This is a genomic window from Oleiphilus sp. HI0117, from assembly GCF_001635235.1.
The window spans coordinates 1-4,510 of the sequence record NZ_LWGA01000849.1; the positions used below are offsets into that span (position 1 = coordinate 1).

Annotated in this window: 3 protein-coding genes; all 3 read left to right on the forward strand. The window is 42.9% G+C overall.

Annotation, left to right across the window (positions count from 1 at the left end):
• The first annotated feature begins 192 nt into the window (after positions 1 to 192).
• Positions 193 to 2,544, forward strand: a complete 2,352-nt coding sequence (locus tag A3757_RS14535) for a response regulator (protein WP_068552845.1) — start codon at positions 193 to 195, stop codon at positions 2,542 to 2,544.
• Between the two features lie 57 nt (positions 2,545 to 2,601).
• Positions 2,602 to 3,063, forward strand: a complete 462-nt coding sequence (locus A3757_RS14540) for a PilZ domain-containing protein (RefSeq protein WP_068507878.1) — start codon at positions 2,602 to 2,604, stop codon at positions 3,061 to 3,063.
• 261 nt (positions 3,064 to 3,324) lie between these two features.
• Positions 3,325 to 4,510, forward strand: a 1,186-nt coding sequence (gene alaS / locus A3757_RS14545; RefSeq protein WP_068739834.1) for an alanine--tRNA ligase, incomplete at its 3' end; no start/stop codon positions are given.

The window sequence follows — 4,510 nt, forward strand, 5'->3', positions numbered from 1 at the left end:
GTAAGTATAGAGTGCATTAGCTTATGAAAATTAGTTAAATTAGAGTTCTAGGCTACCACGGTAAGCAATTTGCCACGAATTACCTTTGATTAAGAATTCTCGTTTTACATTTGCCATTGAACAGTACTACACGCCACGTAAGAATTTTGCTAGTGTTGCACAAGTTTTCACATCCCCTTCAGGAGATTTCATTTGCGCTTAACTAATACGCTAAAACAGCTAAAGAAAGCCCCCTTGCTTAAGCGTATTTGCTTATATAGCTTTTTGTTTAGCATATTGTTATCGCTTGGTATTGTTTTTACGAAAGGGGTTTACTCTTACCAAATGCAAGTTGATTCAATCAATGAGTGTTTAGATCATTTACTGTCTTCTAATCTTGACCCGATAAGTGAAGCTGTTTGGCGCGCAAACGATCAAAAGGTCGAAGCGATACTAATTGCGATGCTGGATGATTGTCATTTGCATATTTCTGGGAAAGAAACCAGAAAGTATACGCTCAGCTATGATGACGGTCGTACTATAACGGTTGGAAGTATTGGGGCCTCTGCCCGCATCGAGCAATCTGTCTATCCAATTAGTTATTGGAAGGGAGGGGAGGCTCAAGCCTACTGGTTAGGAGAGCTGGCTGTCGTCCAGAGTTTAGATGGGGTCATTGAAGAGGTTTCTAGGGAAGGACTGACTAGCTTTTTATTGTATGTGCTGGTTGTCGCTTGTTGCTCGCTAACGAGTGTTTTGCTTGGATATCAGATTGTTGTTAGGCGCTTGCGTCAGTTTATGATTGACCTGAAAAACCAGAATGTAGATGAGTCTATGAAGAGGCTTTCTTCATTAGAGGATACTGAGGTCTCTGAACTGTGGTTATCGATTCTAGAGTATAAGCAGGAGATGGAAGAGCGTCTGTATAAGTCTGAGGCTCGTTTAACGTTGTCGCAGAAGGAGTTAGAAGCAGCACGCAAGAACAGCGAGACGAAAAGCTTGTTTCTAGCAAAAATGAGCCATGAGTTGCGAACGCCAATGAACGGGTTGCTAGGTTTCACTTCGTTATTGCTGGAATCGAAGTTGGAAGATGAACAGCGTGAGTATGCTCAAACTATTCAGGTGTCTTTAGAGTCATTGTTGTACGTTGTAAATGATGTCTTGGACCTTTCCAGAATCGAGTCGGGCGATCTTATGATTACGACGATACCGTTCAATTTAAGAGGGGTGTTATCCGGTGTTACTATTCTTTTGAAAAACAGGGCTGAGTCAAAGGGCCTTGTGTTCGAGAGCCGAATTAGCCCCGATATTCCACAGACTTTACGAGGAGACCCTGTACGAATACGACAAGTATTGATGAACCTAGTTGCTAACGCGATCCAGCACACTGAGAAGGGTCACGTTTTTATTAATGTTGATCTTTTGTCTCAAAAGAATTCTCGAGCGGCCATTCGTTTGTCAATTGAAGATAGTGGTAGTAAGCCTATACAGAGGCTTAATAAGCGGGTTGATGTTGCTGATATAGGTTTTTCTTCGGAACTGAGGGAAAAGCGTAGCTTGGGCCTGGATATTTGCTACCAGTTAGTTGATCTCATGGGTAGTACATTGCTGAACGAATCAAAAGAAGATGATGGGTCTACTTATTGGTTCGAGTTGAACTTGCCGGTAGTTCGTGGCGATAACTCCAGAGAGTTGTTGGATTTGTCCTTGCTGAAAACGCTCAAAGTACTGGTGATCGATTCGTATGAGCTTAGTCGTAAAATTACACTTGAACTCTTAAGCGAGTGGGGGATTCAGTTCGAGGCGGTGGGGACTGCTGCAGAAGCGATAAAAGCCTTGCATTCTTATGCTGGAAGTGAAGAGCAGTTCAACATGATCTTGTGTGATGACATCTTACAGGATTTGTCGGGTGTAGAAGCTTGTCAGATGATTCGCCAGTCTATCGTTGATCCTGTGCAGATCGTTGTTTTATGTTCAAATCCACAGTTGGGTGATGCGGAAGGCTTCTTTTTGGCAGGAGCTAGTGGCTTTTTGAGTAAGCAGTTCCGTGACCCGTTTTTGAGGGGAGTTATGTGTCAGGCCTATGCTGAGCGATTCCGTCAGGGAAGTGAGCGTCGCTTGGTGACGCGATATACCGTGAGTGATGCTGAAGAAAGTTCGGACCCCGAAGTTATAGATCTACAGGACCAAACCAAGTCCAATATATTAATTGTCGAAGATAACATTGTTAACCAGCAGCTTGTTATGCGTATGCTGGAGCGTAATGGCTGCCAGGTAGACCTGGCGGTAAATGGGTTTGAGGCAATTGAGCTATTTAAGAAGAATAAATATGCTTTAATTTTTATGGATTGTTTAATGCCTGAAATGGATGGCTATGAAACCACGCAAATAATACGTGAGATCGAACGATCCAAGCCTGAACGTGGTCGTACGCCAATTGTGGCTTTAACAGCAAATGCTTTTGAAGAAGAAGCTGAGGGATGCTTCCAGGTCGGTATGGATGAGTTTATGACGAAGCCATTCAAAATAGCGCAATTGGAAATGGTGTTAGAAAGGCATGTCAACTAAACTGTACTTTGCCTACAATAAATTCTTAGTGAATAATAAGTGAGATTAACAAGAGTTATGAGAGCCTATATACGCCACCCGGCAGACGTACCAATAGAGTTTACGGCAGTTGATGAACTCTCACCTGAAAATGGTGCGGAATCGCTTGGTGCTGAAGGTGGCCATGTTGCTCTTGAAAAGTCAGTAGCCCAAGACGTTAGCTTGGGTGGTTTGAGTTTTAGTTCGAAACAGCGTTTAAAAGTCGGGTCAGTAGTAAATATTAAGATTCCGATTGTCGATCCTCCATTTGAAGCTCAGGCTAAGGTTATTTGGTGTTTGTCACGCCCGGATCGTTTTGAAGCGGGCATAGAGTTTACGAGTAGAGAGGATGCCTTTACTGCGCGTATGGTAGAGCAAGTTTGCCATATCGAACATTATCGAATGTGGGTTCAAGAGGTTGAAGGCCGCACGATAGATGGTGAACATGCTGCTGAAGAGTGGATAGGCAAGTTTGCACACGATTTTCCAGATATTACCTAAGATTTTAGTTATTTAAGGTCCCTTCTTTTTTCTTTCCTTTTCTATAGCTTTTCGTTAACCAGCTAACTTTAGGGTGCTTCCTTCGGCTTAACCGAGTTTTTTGTCGGGCGCTTTTTGCTTCCGGTAGCGACTATGTAAAAAAGTTGTAAATAGCGCGAGGAATCCAGTGTTTGGGTGGGGATGTTTGTGATAGAGTATCGCGCTCTTTTGGTTTAAAAAAACTGATTTTTCAGGAAAGTACAATAACAGGTGAGTTTTGTTATGAAAACGGCAGAGATCCGTCACGCATTTTTGAGCTTTTTTAATCGTAATAAACACGAGATTGTCGATAGTAGTTCTTTGGTTCCGGCAGATGATCCGACCTTGTTGTTTACAAATGCGGGAATGAATCAGTTTAAAGATACGTTTTTGGGAAAAGAGTCACGAGCTTATAATCGAGCGACCACCTCGCAAAAATGCGTCCGTGCTGGCGGTAAACATAACGATCTTGAAAACGTAGGTTATACAGCTCGCCATCACACCTTTTTTGAAATGCTAGGTAACTTCAGTTTTGGCGACTATTTTAAACAGGATGCAATTCGGTTTGCATGGCAATTTTTAACTGAAGAGTTAAATATACCGCAAGAAAAACTGTGGGTGACTGTCTATAAAGATGATAAAGAAGCTGAAGATATCTGGTTTAATGAAATCGGTATCGACCAGTCACGTTTTTCAAGGCTAGGAGAGAAAGATAACTTTTGGTCTATGGGAGATACCGGGCCTTGTGGGCCGTGTACCGAAATTTTTTATGATCATGGTGAGGATATTGCTGGTGATCCTCCTGGTGGTCCAAATGACGACGGTGATCGTTATATTGAAATTTGGAACCTCGTTTTCATGCAGTTTAATCGTACTGCTGACGGAGTGATGCATGACCTACCAAAGCCTTCTGTAGATACCGGTATGGGTTTGGAGCGTATTGCTGCCGTGATGCAGGATGTGCATACAAACTACGAAATTGATCTTTTTCAGACCATTCTAAATGGCGCATCCAAAATATTGGGTGGCGTTTCTATTGAAGAAAAATCTCTGCGGGTTATTGCTGATCATATTCGTGCCAGTGCCTTCTTGATTTCTGATGGTGTAATGCCTTCGAATGAGGGGCGTGGTTATACACTTCGCAGAATTATTCGCCGCGCTATTCGGCATGGAAATAAACTTGGTGCTTCTGAGCCGTTTTTCTATCGCCTTGTCGAGGTTTTGATTGACGCGATGGGTGAAGCTTACCCTGAGCTCAAGGTTTCCCGGAAGCAAGTAGAGCAAATCTTGCTTCAGGAAGAAGAGCAGTTCTCCAAAACGCTTGATAAGGGAATGAAGGTTCTGGAGTCAGATATTGCGTCTCTGGATAGTACCGTTATTTCTGGTGCGACGGTCTTTACTTTATATGATACTTACGGCTTCCCGGTTG

Bases quoted from the DNA above. Each gene is read 5' to 3' on its own strand.
- A3757_RS14540 (WP_068507878.1), top strand. From the start codon at position 2,602: ATGAGAGCCTATATACGCCACCCGGCAGACGTACCAATAGAGTTTACG.